The 15,432-nt window shown below is 71.4% G+C and carries 11 protein-coding genes and 1 pseudogene; 5 read left to right on the forward strand and 7 right to left on the reverse strand.

Annotated elements, in window-relative coordinates:
- The first annotated feature begins 95 nt into the window (after positions 1-95).
- The 3 genes from ACIQVZ_RS28810 to ACIQVZ_RS28820 all read left to right on the forward strand — a co-directional run bounded on the left by ACIQVZ_RS28810 (position 96) and on the right by ACIQVZ_RS28820 (position 5,006).
- On the forward strand, positions 96-1,010 hold the full coding sequence (locus tag ACIQVZ_RS28810) for an ABC transporter permease (protein WP_402453850.1): 915 nt from the start codon (positions 96-98) through the stop codon (positions 1,008-1,010).
- Complete coding sequence (locus ACIQVZ_RS28815) at positions 1,007-3,244, forward strand: dipeptide ABC transporter ATP-binding protein (RefSeq protein WP_402453851.1); 2,238 nt, start codon at positions 1,007-1,009, stop codon at positions 3,242-3,244. Before ACIQVZ_RS28810 ends, ACIQVZ_RS28815 begins: the two co-directional genes overlap by 4 nt.
- Before the next feature lie 61 nt (positions 3,245-3,305).
- Positions 3,306-5,006, forward strand: a complete 1,701-nt coding sequence (locus ACIQVZ_RS28820; RefSeq protein WP_402453853.1) for an ABC transporter family substrate-binding protein — start codon at positions 3,306-3,308, stop codon at positions 5,004-5,006.
- A gap of 170 nt (positions 5,007-5,176) precedes the next feature.
- On the opposite strand, the gene ACIQVZ_RS28825 is transcribed toward ACIQVZ_RS28820, so the two are convergent.
- The 4 genes from ACIQVZ_RS28825 to ACIQVZ_RS28840 form a co-directional block, all read right to left on the reverse strand.
- Positions 5,177-6,496 (reverse strand): ALF repeat-containing protein, encoded by a 1,320-nt coding sequence (locus ACIQVZ_RS28825; RefSeq protein ID WP_402453855.1) that lies wholly within the window; start codon positions 6,494-6,496, stop codon positions 5,177-5,179.
- A gap of 203 nt (positions 6,497-6,699) precedes the next feature.
- Positions 6,700-7,959, reverse strand: coding sequence for a lipase (locus tag ACIQVZ_RS28830; protein WP_402453857.1), 1,260 nt, complete (start codon positions 7,957-7,959; stop codon positions 6,700-6,702).
- Between the two features lie 294 nt (positions 7,960-8,253).
- Complete coding sequence (locus ACIQVZ_RS28835) at positions 8,254-8,763, reverse strand: hypothetical protein (RefSeq protein WP_350878597.1); 510 nt, start codon at positions 8,761-8,763, stop codon at positions 8,254-8,256.
- A 203-nt stretch (positions 8,764-8,966) separates the two neighbouring features.
- Positions 8,967-10,397, reverse strand: coding sequence for an alkaline phosphatase family protein (locus ACIQVZ_RS28840; protein WP_402453860.1), 1,431 nt, complete (start codon positions 10,395-10,397; stop codon positions 8,967-8,969).
- 350 nt (positions 10,398-10,747) lie between these two features.
- On the opposite strand from ACIQVZ_RS28840, the gene ACIQVZ_RS28845 reads away from it, so the two are divergent.
- Positions 10,748-11,188 carry a hypothetical protein gene (locus ACIQVZ_RS28845; RefSeq protein ID WP_350878593.1) on the forward strand — a complete coding sequence of 147 codons (441 nt, stop codon included), beginning with the start codon at positions 10,748-10,750 and terminating at the stop codon, positions 11,186-11,188.
- A gap of 592 nt (positions 11,189-11,780) precedes the next feature.
- On the opposite strand, the gene ACIQVZ_RS28850 is transcribed toward ACIQVZ_RS28845, so the two are convergent.
- Entirely contained in the window at positions 11,781-12,830 is a 1,050-nt protein-coding gene (locus ACIQVZ_RS28850) for a hypothetical protein (RefSeq protein ID WP_402453861.1), read from the reverse strand.
- 303 nt (positions 12,831-13,133) lie between these two features.
- Here ACIQVZ_RS28850 and ACIQVZ_RS28855 point away from each other — a divergent pair.
- A pseudogene (locus tag ACIQVZ_RS28855) lies at positions 13,134-13,590 on the forward strand (GNAT family N-acetyltransferase).
- 101 nt (positions 13,591-13,691) lie between these two features.
- On the opposite strand, the gene ACIQVZ_RS28860 reads toward ACIQVZ_RS28855, so the two are convergent.
- On the reverse strand, positions 13,692-14,543 hold the full coding sequence (locus ACIQVZ_RS28860) for a PIG-L deacetylase family protein (protein WP_402454015.1): 852 nt from the start codon (positions 14,541-14,543) through the stop codon (positions 13,692-13,694).
- Between the two features lie 368 nt (positions 14,544-14,911).
- On the reverse strand, positions 14,912-15,430 hold the full coding sequence (locus ACIQVZ_RS28865; RefSeq protein WP_402453864.1) for a hypothetical protein: 519 nt from the start codon (positions 15,428-15,430) through the stop codon (positions 14,912-14,914).
- Positions 15,431-15,432 lie beyond the last annotated feature (2 nt).

A 15,432-nucleotide genomic window follows, 5' to 3' on the forward strand; every position in this document is an offset into this window, starting at 1 on the left:
GTCCCGACGGGAGCTCCGAAGGCGCACTCGCCATCGCACCCGCGCGAGCCGCCGATCCGCCGCCCACCGGGCAGGCCGGGCCCACCGTGCATGACGTGCCTGATGGGCACGACGGGCGCGACGGGCGCGACGGGCGCGACGGGCACTACCTGGGCCGGCGCCGTCTCTACCTGCGGCGCTTCCTGCGCAACCGGATCGCCGTCGCCGGCGTGGTGATCTTCCTGCTGCTCGTGCTGTTCAGCGCGCTCGGCGACCTGTTCACCCCGTACGGCTACGCGGACGCCGACTTCTCGGCACTGACCCAGGCCCCCGGCGCCGAGCACTGGTTCGGCACCAACCAGGGCGGCAACGACGTCTATGCCGCCGCCGTGCACGGCCTCCAGCGCTCGCTGGTGATCGCGGTGAGCGTGTCCGTGCTGACCGTCGCCATCGCCGCGGTCGTGGGCGCGGGCGCGGCCTACTTCGGGGGCCGGGTGGAGAAGGCCACCCTCGCCGTCATCCACTTCCTGCTGATCGTGCCCTCCTTCCTCATCCTCGCCCTGGTCTCGCACCGGCTGGCGGGCGACTGGCGGGTCCTCATCCTCGTGCTGACGGTGTTCGGCTGGATGTCCACCGCGCGCGTGGTCTGGTCGGTGTCCACGTCCCTGCGTGAGCGCGACTACGTGCGCGCCGCGGAGTACATGGGCGTGCGCCCCCTGCGCATCGTGATGCGCCACATCATCCCGAACCTGGGCTCCCTGCTCATCGTCAACCTCACCCTGGGCGTGGTCTCCACCGTGCTCAGCGAGACCGCCCTGTCCATCCTGGGCTTCGGCGTGCAGACCCCGGACGTGTCCCTGGGCACGATGCTCGCCGACGGCGTGGGCACCATCACCAGCGCCCCATGGCTCTTCGCCTTCCCCGCCGGGCTGACCGTCCTGCTCACCGTCTCGATGACCTTCGTCGGCGACGGCCTGCGCGACGCCCTCGACCCCACGTCCACCACCGGCGCGGCAGGAGGCCGACGATGACCCTCGCACCCGCCCGCCGCACCGGGCCCGTGGCCGGCTCCCCGGCCGGGACCACCGAGCCCGCACCCGTCCTGTCCGTACGCGACCTGAGTGTCTCCTTTCCCTCCGAGGCCGGACCGGTGGAGGCCGTGCGCGGCATCGGCTTCGACCTGCTGCCCGGGCGCACCCTGGGCATCGTCGGCGAGTCCGGCTCCGGCAAGTCCGCCACCGCCCTCGCCGTCATGGGCCTGCTGCCGCCCACCGCGCGCCTCGGCGGCCGGATCCTCCTGGGTGGCCGCGACCTGGCGGCGATGGACGACAAGGGCCTCTCCCAGGTGCGCGGCAAGGACATCGGCATGGTCTTCCAGGACCCGATGTCCGCGCTCACGCCCATCTTCAGCGTCGGCCGGCTGCTCTCCCAGGCCCTGCGCGTGCACCGGGAACTGTCGAAGAAGGACGCGTGGGAGCAGGCGGTGGAACTGCTCGACCTGGTCGGCATCCCCGATCCGCGCGAACGCGCCAAGTCGTTCCCGCACGAGTTCTCCGGCGGCATGCGCCAACGCGTCGTCATCGCCCTGGCCATCGCCAACAAGCCCTCGGTCCTCGTCGCCGACGAGCCCACCACGGCGCTCGACGTCACCGTCCAGGCGCAGATCCTCGACGTGCTGCGCCTGGCCCAGCGCGAGACCGGCGCCGGCCTCGTCCTGATCACCCACGACCTGGGCGTGGTGGCGGGCCACGCCGACGAGGTCGCCGTCATGTACGCCGGGCGGATCGTCGAGCACGCGAGCGTCGACGAGCTCTTCCGCCGCCCCACGATGCCCTACACCGCCCGGCTGCTGGCCAGCGTCCCCACCGTGGACAGCGGCGTCGAACGGCCCCTGATCCCGGTCGGCGGCGAGCCGCCCTCCCTGGTCGGCCTGCCCGGCGGCTGCCCCTTCGCGCCCCGCTGCGCGGTGGCCCTGGACGTGTGCCGGACCACCGAACCGGACCTGACCGCACCGGACTTGGCCGAGCGGGGCCTGACCGAACCGGACCTGACCGCACCGGACTTGGCCGAGCGGGGCCTGACCGAACCGGACCTGACCGCACCGGACCTGACCGAGCGGGACCTGACCGTACCGGACTTGACCGCACCGGGCGGGCAGCACGGCCGCGTCGCCTGCCACCGCGCGCAGGAGATCGCCGACGGAACCCTCGACCCGGCCGGGCGCGCCGATGCCGTGCCACCGTCCCGCGCCGGAGCCCGGACCGCCGGCGAGGTGGTCCTGCGCGTGGAGGACCTGGTCAAGACCTTCCCCGTCACCAAGGGGGCCCTCCTCAAGCGGCGGGTGGGAACCCTGCACGCGGTCAACCACGTCAGCTTCGAACTGCGCGCGGGCGAGACCCTGGGCCTGGTGGGGGAGTCCGGCAGCGGCAAGACCACCACGCTGCGCGAGGTGCTGCGGCTGCGCGCCCCCGAGGGCGGCCGCATCGAAGTGGCCGGCACCGACGTCGCCACGCTGCGGTCGGCGGCCCAGGTGCGCGAGCTGCGGCGCGACGTCCAGATCGTCCTCCAGGACCCGACGGACGCCCTGGACCCCCGCCTGACCGTCTTCGACCTGCTGGCCGAACCGCTCCAGGCCGCCGGTGTCGACCGGACGGCCATCCGGTCCAGGGTCACCCGTCTTCTGGACCTGGTGGGCCTGGACCGCGCCATGGGCGACCGCTTCCCCGCCGCCCTGTCCGGCGGCCAGCGCCAGCGGGTCGGCATCGCCCGCGCCCTGGCCCGCGAGCCGAAACTCCTGGTCCTGGACGAACCGCTGTCCGCGCTGGACGTCTCCGTGCAGGCCGAGATCATCAACCTGCTCGCCCGGCTGAAGCACGAACTGGGCCTGGCGTACCTGGTGGTGGCCCACGACCTGGCCGTGGTGCGCTACGTCTCCGACCGCATCGCGGTGATGTACCTCGGGCACATCGTCGAGTCCGGTGCCACCGAGGAGATCTTCGCCCGGCCCCGGCACCCGTACACCCAGGCCCTGCTGTCGGCGATTCCGGTGCCCGACCCGGAGCGCGAGCGCCACCGCGAGCGCATCGTCCTCGCGGGCGAGCAGCCCAGTGCCACCCGGCTGCCGGAAGGCTGCGTGTTCGTCGACCGCTGCCCGCTGTACCGGGAGGCCGACGAGAGCGTACGGACCCGCTGCCGCACCGAGCGGCCGGCGACCGTTGCCGCCCCGGACGGCTCCGACCACCAGTACGCCTGCCACGCGGCCTGACACCCGTCCCGTCCCACCCCCGTCCCACCCCCTTCTCGCCGATTCCCACCAAGGACATCCCATGCGTCGGAAGCTCGCCCCGCCCCTCGCGCTCGCCGCGGCCGTCCTGGTCGCCGCCACCGCGTGCTCCTCCTCGACCTCCTCATCGTCGTCCTCCGCCGGTGGGTCCTCCGGGCCGAACGCCGAGAACGCCGCCAAGGCCGCGTCCTCGGTCACCGACTACAACCCCCAGCCGTACGAGAACATCAAGGACGGCGGCACCTACACCACCGCGGGCACCTTCGACGAGCAGGGCAACCCCTTCAACGTCAACGGCACCCTGAACGCCTCGCGGATCTGGTCCTGGTACAACGCCCACGCCATCACCTACTCGCCCACCGGCGAGGTCCAGTACAACCCGGACTACTACAGCGATGTGAAGGTCTCGGTCGAGGGCGGCGACCAGAAGGTCGTCATCACCCTCAACCCCAAGGCCGTCTTCAACGACGGCACCCCCATCGACTGGCGGGCCATCGAGGCGACCTGGAAGGCCGACAACGGCTCGGACAAGGACTACGCGGCCGCCTCCACCGACGGCTACGACCGCATCACCTCCGTCACCCGGGGCGCCGACGACAAGCAGGCGGTCATCGCCTTCAAGGGCGTCAACGCCGCCTGGTCCGCGCTGTTCACCACCTTCCTGCACCCCCAGGCCGCCACCGTCGACAACTTCAACAAGGCGTACGTCAAGACGGCCCACCCCGAATGGGGCACCGGACCGTACACCGTGGGCACCTGGGACGAGCACTCCGGCAACATCACCTTCGTGCGCAACCCCAACTGGTGGGGCCGGCCTGGCAAGTTGGACAAGCGCGGCTACGTCAACCTGGAGAACACCGCCTCGGTCAACGCCTTCAAGAACGGCGAACTCGACTACGCCCCCGTTGGGACCGCGGAGAACCTCAAGCAGGTGAAGACGGTCAAGGACGCCGAGATCCGCAGCGGCGGCAGCCCCTTCGAGTACGCGCTGTACCTCAATGCCAAGTCCCCGTTCCTCGGTGACGTCCAGGTCCGCAAGGCGGTGCAGGAGAGCATCGACCGTCCGCAGATAGCGAAGATCCGGTTCCAGGGCCTCGACTACACGGAGCCGCTGCCCGGCTCGGCGGTGCTCTACAGCTTCCAGCAGGGCTACCAGGACAACGTCGCCGCTGTCCTGAAGTACGACCCGCAGGAGGCGCGGAAGACCCTGGACGCGGCCGGCTGGAAGCCCGGAGCCGACGGCATCCGCGCCAAGGACGGCAAGCAACTCGAGCTCGGCTACACCATGCTCGGCGACGAGCCCATCGAGAAGGCCATCGCCGGAGCGCTCACCGCGATGCTCAAGGGCGTCGGCGTGAAGGTGAACGTCAACAAGGTCTCCGAGAACGACTTCTCCAAGGTGCTCAGCGACCGCCGCTTCGACCTGTTCATCTCCGGCAACCGCTCGGCGGACCCCTTCGGCGCGCGGTACCTGTGCGACTTCTACTGCTCGGACCGTGACTCCAACATCACCGGAACCGGCACTCCCGAGCTGGACAAGGAGATCCGCGCCACCGGCGAGATCGCCGACCTCGGGCAGCAGATCGAGGCCGTCAACAAGGTCGAGCAGAAGGCCCTCCAGCAGTACGCCCTCCTGCCGCTCTACAGCGGTCCCTCCACCTACGGCATCAGGAAGGGCCTCGCCAACGTCGGTGCCGCCATCTTCTACAGCCCGCTGCCCGAGACCATCGGCTGGCAGAAGTAGCACCGGTGTTCCGGCGGCCTCGTCGGGGGCCCGCGCGTGAGCGGCACCACCTGACGAGCAGGGCCGAGGACGCCGCGGCCCAGCAGCTCGGCGCCGCCGTCGGCCCCGCGTGTGGAGGGAGCGCTCCGCCGGCCGGCGTGAGGTGTGGGCCGGCCGGCGGAGGAGGGTGATCAGGCCTGCGAGCGGCGGCGGGAGGCGACGACCGCGCCGGCGCCCAGCACGACGGCCGCGCCGGCGGCGGCGCCGAGCTGCCCGAGCGGGGCGGTCGTGCCGGTGGCGGCCAGCGAGCCGCCGGCGGCGCTCCGGCCGTCCGTGGTGGCGGTGGTCGTCGTCGCGGTGGTCGTCGTGCCGCCGGCGGCCGAGGCGGGGGCGACCGTGGCGTCGGAGGCCACGGTGGTGACCGCCTGGGTGGTGCCGGAGCCGCCCCGCGAGGTGTCCTTGGCGGTCTCGGCAGTGGTCTTCGCGGCGGCCTCGTCCTTGGCCCGGGCGGTGAACTGGCCCTCCTTCAGGAAGGCCCGGACGTCCGCGATGCCGCCGTCGAGCGCGGCGAGGCCGGCCTTGCGGACCTCGGGCCCCCCGGCCTCGACGAGCTGCGAGACGTGGATCCGGTCATCGCTCGCCCGCAGCGGCTCCAGCTGCGTCTTCAGGAAGTTCTCGACGTCCGCCGCGCTGCCGGCGAGCGCCTTCTCGGCCGCCTCCCGGACGTGGCGGCCGGTGCCCGCGTCGGCGAGGACGTCCTGGACCTTGGCGCGGTTCTCGTCCTCCGCCCGGGCGACGTACTGGCCGGTCTTCAGGAAGGCGCGGACGTCCTGGATGGTGCCGGACATCGCGGCGTTGGCGGCCTTCTTCACCGCGGGGCCGCCGCGGGACATGATCTGGCTGAGCAGGACCCGGTCGTCGTGCTCGGCGGCCGTCTTCAGCCCCGTGTCGAGGAAGCGCTCGACCTCCGCGGCGGTTCCCGCCAGTGCCGCCTGGGCGCCCTCGCGCACACCCGGTCCGGTGTTCGGGTCGTCGAGGAGCTGCTGCAGCTTGGCGCGGTTCTCGTCCTCGGCCCGGGCCGTGTACTGGCCGATGTTCAGGTAGGCGCGGAACACGTCGAGGTCGTTCGAGCCGAACGCGGTGTTGGCGGCCTTCTTGACGGCCGGGCCGGCGGCGTTCATGGTCCGCAGGATCGCGATCCGCGCGTCGTCCCGGCGGATCCTGTCCGCCTCCACCGCGAGGAAGCGCGCCCGGTCCGCGGGGGTGCCGGCGAGGGCCTGGCCCGCGTGCTCGCGCAGGTAGTCGCTCGGAGCCGTGAGCAGGTAGTCGTTCGGGTAGACGAGCAGCCTCTCGATCGCTGCCCGGTTCTCCTCGTCCGCCTTGGTCTCGGCCGGGTCGGTCTGCTCCTGCCCCGTCGGGACGGTGTCGGCGAACGCCGGGGCGGCGCCCACGGCGACGGGCGCGGCGGCCGCGGCGAGGAGGACGGCAGCGAGCGAATGACGGATCTTCAACGGTACCCCGGGATCTGAAACACGGATGAGCTCGTCGCGGCTTCGCGACGGTCGGCCGGGTGATCGTATAGCAACGGTACCCCCCGCTGGCGAACACATTTCCGTCACGTCCCACGCTTCGGCTTCGTCGCGTATTGCCTGGTCACACCAGCCGGGAGAACTGTCCGATCGGCACGGTCGGTGCGGCCGGGGCCGGCGGGTTCTCAGTGCAGTCGGCCGAACCAGCGCACGATGGCGGCGGTGCCGGCGACGTTGGAGCCGAGGTGTCTGGAACCCGCGAAGTCGGGGGTGCCGAGGTCGACGACCGCCGCGTTCACGCCGTGCGATCGCAGCGTGGCCTCGCAGTGGTCGGTGTTGGCATTGGCCGCCTGCTCGTCCGCGTCGGCCGTGTACAGGCGGACCGGGACGCGTGGTGCCCAGTCGCAGGTGCTGTCGGCCACCCGAAGTGCCCTGGCCAGTCGGCCGGTTGGGTGGCGCAGCAGCTCGAAGCCGGGTGGGGTGAGCAGTGCGTCGATGGTGTCGGGTGTGCCGGCGAAGAGTTGCGGGCCGGTGTGTGAACCGTCGAACAGCGCCTCGACCGTGCTGTCGTACGGGGCCTGGAAGACCTCGTCGGGGGAGTCGTAGAGATGGTGCAGCCGGTTCCAGGCGACGAGGAGGTATGCCGAGTACAGCACACCTGATTTCCGGTCGAGAGAGCCGTCGAGCAGCGCCGGCAGCTCGGCACGCCGGAAGTCGTAGGCGCCGCTGACCGGCGCGACGGCTTGGAGCCGGAACCACCGGTCGTCGCCGGCCTGGAGCGCCCGTGCGAGCCCCATCGCCGCCGAGGCGCCCTGGGAGAACCCGGTGACCAGCACGTCGTGTCCCAGTACCCGGCCCGCACGCGGGACGAAGGCGCGGGCTGCCCGGAGCATGTCCAGCGAGGCGGTGGCCTCCGACGGCACGTCCATCCAGGGGTGGAGCCCGGGGCCGGAGCCCAGACCGATGTAGTCCGGGGCGACGGCGGCGAACCCGGCGGACGCGTACGTGATGGCGGGTGAGGACGCGAACCCGGTCTTGGTCGTGGAGGACGGGGCGTCGTACCGGTAACTGGTCGTGCCGTGGGTGAACGACACCGCCCGCAACTCGTGTTCGCCGCCACGGGGCAGCACCAGCAGCCCGCTGGCGCTGATCGGCCGGCCGCCGGGGTCCACGGTGCGGTACACCAGCCGGTAGGCGTCCACTCCGAACCGGACTGTACCCACGTCGTACCCGGCGGCCGCCAGCGCCGCGGCGACGTCCTCCTTCGCGGCCAGGGTGGTCGTCCGCTGAACGGAAACCAGCCGCCCGCGATCGCTTCGCTGCCCCGTGTCCGCCGAGGCGGCTCCCGTCGACACGGTCGCGGCAGCCAGGACGGCCAGGACCGTCCCGACGCTCAGCCGGCGAAGCCCGGTCCGTAACATGCCCGCGACGTAGGTGGATTTCATGCCGCCGACGCTACGCACGCTCACCCCCGTGCCACAGCCCGGCCAGCAGGCGTATCCGTCCTGTGGCTAGCCCCACCGCGACACCGAAGAGCTCGACCGCGAGGCCCGCGCCCTCTTCGACCGCCCCTGCGACGAACTCGTCGGACCGAACGGTGCCGGACCGGACGGTGCCGGACCGGACGGAATTCCCCGGACACCGCTCGACGGGCCGACGGCGAAGCGGGGGCGCCGGCAGCGGGTGGAAGCCGATCCTCCCGCCCGCTGACTCCGCTCACCCGGAAGGGGGAGGCGCCGTCAACCTCGCTTGCCAGGATCGGCGGCGAGGCGGCCGAGCATCGCCATCACGGTGATCCGCGCGTCCTTGTCGTTCGTCACCGTGCAGTGGGCGTCGACGCCTCGCGCGTCCGGTGCTTCATCCGGGTCGGTCAGGCCGATCCGGATCAGGTCGACAGCGTACTCGCGGCACTGGGAGTAGTCCTCTGCGGCGCGGACCGCCTCGACGTGGTCGATGTGGCCGGGGTCCGCGGCGCGCAGCAGGGCCGGGGTGGGCAGCGGGCCCAGTGCCTCTCCGATCCATTCCGAGACGGTCTCCCGAGGGCAGTCCCGTTCCAACCGCGACGCGCTCGCCGCAGTGAGCGCCAGGTGAATGAGGAGCGTCCCGAACCAGTTGGCGGCCTCGGCCGGAGAAGTGTCCGTGCCCGTCGGCGGCATCACGGCGCGGTACAGCGCAGCGGGGTCATCGGCATGTGCGGCGGCGGCGACCGCCTTCACGGCGCTGCCGAGGGCAGCCTGGTCGATGGTCACGTCGGTGCTTCTTTCCCTAGTCGGCAGCCGTCAACTTACCGCTCCGGCACGGTCGAAGGACCCGTTAACGGACATTCTGTGGGATCAGCTCCGTCGAGCCCTGGTCGTCATCCGGTGGCTGTCGCGATCCGCCGTGTGGCTGCTGCTCCTGCAGCGGCCTTCGGCCCGGGCCCTGGCCGAAGGCCGCCGAGTGCTGATGGGCGTTACCGGGGCAGGTGCGGCCGGTCGCCGGGCTCCTGGGTGGGGAACCGTTGGCCCGCGCCCGGAAGGGCGGGCGCCGGATAGTTCGACACCTCGTACTTGGCCAGTTCGAGCTGCTCGGCGGTCGGGGGCAGCGCCGGGGCCCTGCTCACGCCGCCGTTGAACTGGAAGGCCGAGGTCAGGTCCCCGAAGGTGTTGCGCCGCCAGTCGGTGACGGTGGCCGACCGGACTCCGGTGAACCGTTCCAGGAACTGCAGCACCGAGGTGTGGTCGAAGGCCTCGCCGGCGGCCCAGCCGCCCGTCGTCCAGGGCGAGATGATGATGCACGGCACTCGGAAGCCGCCGCCGATCGGCAGGCCGCCGACGAACTCGCCCGGCGTGCCGGCCGGGGGCACCGGTGGCGGCACGTGGTCGAACAGCCCGTCGTTCTCGTCGTAGTTGAGGATGAACACCGTCTTCGCCCAGACCTCGGGGTTCGACGCGACGGCCTCGATCTTGGAGGCGACGTAGTCGGCACCGGCGGCGGGCAGGTAGTCCGGGTGCTCGGACTGGTAGCTGGTCGGCAGGATCCAGGAGACGGCGGGCAGCCGGTTGTTGCGCGCGTCGTCCTCGAAGGTGCCGGCCGGCCGGGCCGTCATGCCCTTGCGGTGCAGTGCGCTGCCGGGCGCGGCCTGCTGGAAGTTCTTGAAGAGCGAGAGCATGTTGGTGCCGTAGTTGTCGGCTTCCTGGTAGACCTGCCAGCTGACGCCGGCCGCCTCCAGCTGTTCGGGGTAGGTCTTCCAGGTCAGCGGCGCGGGCGCCGAGTTCTTGATGATCGGGCCGCCCTGGCCACCGTCGGCTCCGATCGAACCCGTCATCCAGTACAGCCGGTTGGGCCAGGTCGGTCCCTGGACCGAGCAGAAGTAGTTGTCGCAGATGGTGAACGACTCGGCCAGGGCGAACTGGAAGGGGATGTCCTCCCGGGTGTAGTACCCCATCACGTACGGGCCGTTGACGCCGTCGGCGGACCGGTGCGCGGGCAGCCACCGGTCCATCTTCCCGCCGTTCCAGGCCCGGTGCTGCACCGACCAGGAGTGGCTGGTGGACGGGATCGCCTGCGCGCTCGTGGTGCGGGTGTCCAGGTGGAACGGCAGCAGGTAGCCGTCCGGGTTGACGCTGTCGGGCTGGTAGAACACCGAGCGCCCGTTGTCCAGCCGCAACGCGTTCGGGTCCGCGAAGCCGCGGACACCGGCCAGCGTGCCGAAGTAGTGGTCGAAGGACCGGTTCTCCTGCATCAGCAGGACCACGTGCTCGACGTCCCGCAGCGAACCGGCCTTCGGCACGCCCGTCGCTACCGCTCGCTGGACACTCGGTGGCAGCAGGCTCATCGCCGCTGCCGCTCCCATCGCGCCGGCCGCCGATCCCAGCAGCCTCCGTCGGGTTGTTCCGGACATCAGCCCTACCCTCTCCGTCGCGCCGGTGCGCGTGCGGGATGTCACCGCACCGGACCACCTGAGGCCTTCCCTGAAGAGCTTCGGGGCAGTGGAGATGACGGATGAACAGTCAGGGAATGTCAGGTACCCGCCAGACGATGCAGCCGCGTGACGCTGCAGCTCGGGCAACCGGTCAACGGGGGTGGGGGACCGCCGCTCCTCCGACCTTCGTCCAGAGGCCGGCACAGTCGGGTGGTGGCCGCAGATTCCTGATCGTTCTCACGTTGTTCGGGAACGACGTGCACCACCGCTCACCTGGGTGCAGAGGCCCTGGTGCGCGGGGTGGCGGCCGGGCAGGCTAGTTTGTCCGGGTGAGTCTCCTCGATGATGTGGCCAAGCGCGACGGCTGGCGATGCTGGGTGTGCGACGAACCGGTCGACCCCGACAAGTCGGTGAACGATCCCAGGGGGCCCAGCGTCGACAGCCGGACCGCCGACCGGAAGGCCAAGGTCGCCGAGCGGCTCGCGCACCGCGGGTGCAACAGCCGCAAGGGCGCGGTCAAGGTGGTCATCGCCTGGCCGGACCGCCTGTACGTGGCCGAACCCGCGCCGCTGATCACCGTTGCCGCGAGGCTGGAGCGCAAGGGCGGCCGCGAGATGGTGGGCCGTTGTCCGACCAGGCAGGACGCCCGGGAAGCGGCGGACTGGCTGGTGGACCGGTTCTCCCGACTGGCGCCGGGGCTGCCGGTGACCGCCGACATCGAGGCGGGCGGCGGCCAGTTTCTCGTCATCCTGGCCACCGGCCGCCGCTGACCGGGGACCACCAGCGCACACTCGCGTCGAGCTGGACCGCCGGACCACATCGACCCGCCCTGACGAAGGCTGACCCACGGGCGCGTGACGGGCTGCGACTCTCCGACCTGGCGCATCCTCACCGAACTCAGTACGAGCCCCGCCCGCGCCACCAGCCTGCTCCGCGCCCTGCCCGTCCTGGCGAACCTCGAACTCGACCGCTGACAGGCGATCAAGACCGAAGACGGCCGCCCACGACCAGCACGACCAGCACGAGCACCCGCGAACCCCGCCGCACCGGCGGAGATCAGGATGGTGGATCTTCAGCGAGGATCCGACCGGACCTCGGTCAGTCGATGCCTTCGACGATGCGGAAGTCGCGCTCGACGCCGTCGGAGCCGGCGCGGGCTGCGGAAGTTCTGCTCGGCCGAGTGCCGGACCGCGTCCCGCCGTAGCGAGGCCCAGATGGAGACGCGGACCTGCCATCCCGCCCCGTCTGCGGAGAGCTCGCACCAGTGCCGCGTCATCAGGGCCCGCCACCAGAGCAGTTCCACCCCTCGCCCGCCGATCGCTACTGTCGGACCTGCCCCCGCGAGCAGCTGGTGCGACCGTGTCAGGCCGCCGCGCGGGCGGCCTTGGAACGGGCGGCGTCGAAGACGGCGGCCGGGTTCCCGTAGTAGATCCATGGGCCGGCGATCTCCCGGCCCATCCCGCGGAAGAGGTTCAGGGCCTGCGCCGGGCGGCCGTTCTCGATCAGGCCGTGGGCGATCCAGCCACGGGCCGGGACGATGCCGGGGTGGGCAGGATCGGCGGCCGCCAGGTCGGCCAGGGCCGCGTCCAGGGCGGCCGTGTACTCGGCGCAACGGTAGAGCGAGGCCGCGGACTTGTCGCGCAGGACCTGCTCCCAGTACGCCCGCAGCTTCAGCACCGTCAGCAGGCTGCCCGCCGGCGCTCCGGCGATCGCCTTGTCCGCGAACTCGTGCATCAACTCGTTGCTGCCGCGCCACTTCTCGCACCAGTACTGCAGCGCGGCGACGTGCGCGCCGTGGTGGTGGGGCTCGCGGGCCACGATCTCCGACCACAGCGCGCGGTAGCGCTCGTGCGACCAGCCCTGGCCCATCGCGATGGACTGCTGCACCACCCAGGCGTTCGGGTTCCCGGCCGGGGCGAGTCGGATCGCCTCGTACGACACCTCCGCTGCCTCCTGGAGCACCTGGTGAAAGCCCATGGCCTGCTCGCGGGTCACCTCGGAGGCGTACTTCCCGGTGCGGATCTCCCACGCCCGCTTGACCAGGGCGTCGGTATGCACCTGGGCGGCCTCGGGGCTGTCCGGCTGCTCCTTGCGCCACTGCCAGAGCCAGGTGTCGTCGGTGGCCGCGAGGTCGCCGAACGGGTTCATCCGGGCGTTGCGGGTGCTCCAGTCGCCGTCGCCGTCGGAGAGGTAGGCCGCCGCGGGTCGCCAGTCCCCCGCCTTGGCCGCACCCAGCGCGGCCCGTGCCGCCGGGTCGGCGGGTTCGCTGCCCACTTCGACCAGTTCGGCGCGCGGCACCAAGCCCGTTGCGGGCGCATCGTGGCCCGCGGTGGCCTTGCGGTGCTTGTTCAGCCAGAGGCCCAACCTGATGAGGAGGACGAGGATGGTGACGATGACGAACGGGTGAGGCATGGACCTGCTTCTCTACGGAACTTCGTCGCACAAGTGTGCGTGCGGTGAAGATCGTATCGTCCGGGCTGCGGGGCCCTCCGCGGCCATACTCACAGGGCTGGAAGCTCGACGACCCTGCATCACATCGCGTCCCACCGACAAGGCGAGCTGGAATGACTTCACCCGAACCGCTTTCGACGGCAACGCAGCTTGGGATTTCGTAAGCCCTCGCACTCGCCGCGTCTTGCCCATCCCCGTCAGCGAGGTGCCCGGGGGGAGGTGAAATGGGACGGAACATGTGGTTCTACCAGCCGTCCATCGCCCGTGTCCCGCCATGACCGAGCCTGGACCCGCCGCCCCCCGGCCCCAATCAGGACCGAGCGGCTCGTGCTGCGCGAGTCTGAGGCCCGGGACCGGTCGGCGTTCATCGAGTTGTTCGCTTCGCCAGAGGTGGGCACCTACCTCGGTGGCTCCCGATCGCGTGATGAGCTCGAACGCGCGGTGCCTGAGGCGCCCGGGCGGCGCCCTGGCCTTTTCGTGATCGATCTCGACGGAGCGATGATCGCCATGGTCACGCTCGATCGGCGCGACGCAGAGCGTCCAGTGCGCGGCGGCACTCGACTGGTTCGCTGGCGCGCTTCCTGGCGCGCCGATGGTGCTCTGCACCCAGATCGCCAACGATCGCTCGATGTGCCTTGCGGCGGAGCCGGGGTTCACCGAGGCGGAGCGGTTCGAGGAGTACGGCGCCGAGCACACACCAGCCTGGCGAGGAACCTGCTAGGAGATAAAGGGCAATTAGCCCACACTGAACGCCCTCTCAGATGAGTTCCAGCCATAGATGCCACCGGTGTGGCTGCGCTGGCTCACCGTGCCGCGTGGCCATCACGACATTTTGCTCGCGAACTCGTAGCCGGTTCGCTGCGGGGGCCGTGCGCCCACAAGGGCGGGAAGTCCTTCGACAGCGGTCGGGTCGGTCCCGTTGGGAGCCGGGGAGTGTCGGGGCGGCGTGGTGAGTGACGTGTAGTGCTCGGTTCCGAGGATCCGGTACCTGATGTCCTCGGGCAGGCGGGCCAGGATTCCGGGGAGTGGGCGCTCTCCGTCGACCTGGCTGTGGTGGGCCGTGATCGCGGCCCACTTCTGGTCCAGCCACTGGCGTACGTCGCATGTCACGTCGGCCAGGGTGTCCGGGACGCTCAGTACGGATTTGCCGACCCGGCTCAGGAGTGGCCCGAGGTCGGCGATCGCCGAGTGGGGGTGGGTGGCCATGTGGACGGCGGCGGGCCGCCAGGGTTCCCCGGCGTCCGGGTAGAGGTGTTCGAGTCCGGAGGCGGCGATGGCCAGCAGGGTCGCCCGGTGGGTCTGCCGGTGGTCCGGGTGGCCGGTCAGTTGCCCGTAGGCGTCGTGGGTTAGCACGATGTCGGGCCTGATCGCGCGGATGTGCCGCACGATGTCCTCGACCACGCGGTCGACGGGCGCGTCGCACAGCCGCGGCCGGCCGGGGGCGGATTGCGGGACGCGGGCGTCGGCGTAGCCGAGCATCCTCGGTTCGCCGGCGCCCAGGATGTCCAGGGCGTCGGCGAGTTCGGCGGCGCGGTGGCTGTCCTCGGCCCAGGTGGCGGTGACGACGGCCGTCCGGGCCCCGGACGCGGCGTGCCGGGCGAGGGTGCCGCCGACGAGGAGCGATTCGTCGTCCGGGTGCGCGAGCACGGCGAGCAGGGACGGCAGGGGTGGCATGGCAGGTCCTCCTTGTCCGGCGGGCGCGGGGTGAGCGGCTGGTGACGGCTGCGCGGGTCGGAGGCGGGCGGCGAGTGCGGCCATGTCGGTGGTGAAGCGGCCTGCGAGGTCGACGCCGGTCTCCTGGGCGATGATCATGAGCGAGAACAGGCAGTCGGACAGTTCGTGGCCGATGGCCCCGGTGCTCGCGGTCACGTCGGCGCGGTGGCCCTGGTGGGCCATGACCAGTTTCGCGAGGTCGCCGACGTCGCCGGTGAAACCGAGGACGAAGTCGGACAGGTCCCAGGTGCGGCCCAGCTTCCGCCGGTTGATCTCGTCGTAGAGGTCGCGTACTTCGCCTGCGGCGGCGGACATCTCGTCCCAGGTGGTCATCGGCTGCTCCGTTTCGGGTGCGTGGTCGGGCGGGATCGGCGGCGGACGCGGTTGTGTTCCGCTGGTCGGGGATCTCGGTGGCGTACTGGCGGGCCTGGAGGAGGTAGGAGGAGCGGTTGACCGCTGTTCGGGCCGGCCATCGGCTGCGCGTGGGTGCCCTGTTCGGCGGGGCGGCCTTCGTGCAGGACGTGGATGAGATCGGCGCCCGCGGTGGCGGCGAGGGTGTCCCAGCCGTTGTCCTGGGCGTCGATGATCGGGTGCAGGTCGGCGTAGTCGGCCGCGCGCTTGGGCAGGGCCGGGTCGTCGCTGCGTTCGGGTCGGCCGATCAGGACGTCGGCCCGCAGGGCGAGCGGCCACTGCTGGAAGCTCTGTTCGAGGACGGTGGAGGGGGCGAACAACTGGTCCCGGTCGGCGGTCGCGGCATCGACCCCGTCCCACAACATCCGGCGGGTATCGGGCAGGTGGAGGCCGGTGAGGATCCGGCGGGTGGCTGTGAAGAAGCTGATTCCGAGCATGG

This window comes from Kitasatospora sp. NPDC098663 (assembly GCF_044760075.1).
Classification (GTDB): domain Bacteria; phylum Actinomycetota; class Actinomycetes; order Streptomycetales; family Streptomycetaceae; genus Kitasatospora.

Bases quoted from the DNA above. Each gene is read 5' to 3' on its own strand.
- ACIQVZ_RS28860 (WP_402454015.1), bottom strand. From the start codon at position 14,543: ATGCCACCCCTGCCGTCCCTGCTCGCCGTGCTCGCGCACCCGGACGAC.
- ACIQVZ_RS28865 (WP_402453864.1), bottom strand. From the start codon at position 15,430: ATGCTCGGAATCAGCTTCTTCACAGCCACCCGCCGGATCCTCACCGGC.
- ACIQVZ_RS28815 (WP_402453851.1), top strand. From the start codon at position 1,007: ATGACCCTCGCACCCGCCCGCCGCACCGGGCCCGTGGCCGGCTCCCCG.
- ACIQVZ_RS28820 (WP_402453853.1), top strand. From the start codon at position 3,306: ATGCGTCGGAAGCTCGCCCCGCCCCTCGCGCTCGCCGCGGCCGTCCTG.
- ACIQVZ_RS28830 (WP_402453857.1), bottom strand. From the start codon at position 7,959: ATGAAATCCACCTACGTCGCGGGCATGTTACGGACCGGGCTTCGCCGG.
- ACIQVZ_RS28850 (WP_402453861.1), bottom strand. From the start codon at position 12,830: ATGCCTCACCCGTTCGTCATCGTCACCATCCTCGTCCTCCTCATCAGG.
- ACIQVZ_RS28840 (WP_402453860.1), bottom strand. From the start codon at position 10,397: ATGTCCGGAACAACCCGACGGAGGCTGCTGGGATCGGCGGCCGGCGCG.